Raw genomic sequence first — 299 nt, forward strand, 5'->3', positions numbered from 1 at the left:
CCCCCCCCCCCCCCCCCCCCCCCCCCCCCCCCCCCCCCCCCCCCCCCCCCCCCCCCCCCCCCCCCCCCCCCCCCCCCCCCCCCCCCCCCCCCCCCCCCCCCTTTTCAAGCAGAAGACGGCATACGCGATCAGGCGCCATGTCTCGTGGGCTCGGAGATGTGTATAAGAGACAGGCTTCAGGATCGGGGGCGGCGGCAAAGCCGGCCTCGGCAATCGGCGTGAGGATCAGCCCCGGCGAGATCGAATTCACCCGGATACCGCGCGCCGCATATTCGATGCCCAGCGCACGCGTGAGCCCG

1 pseudogene is annotated in these 299 nt (G+C 75.6%); it reads right to left on the reverse strand.

The window, feature by feature from the left end:
- Positions 1 to 130: 130 nt before the first annotated feature.
- A pseudogene (locus tag JHD73_RS28865) lies at positions 131 to 299 on the reverse strand (SDR family oxidoreductase); the annotation flags it as partial.

It is taken from the genome of Ralstonia sp. ASV6 (assembly GCF_016429285.1).
GTDB lineage: Bacteria > Pseudomonadota > Gammaproteobacteria > Burkholderiales > Burkholderiaceae > Ralstonia > Ralstonia flaminis.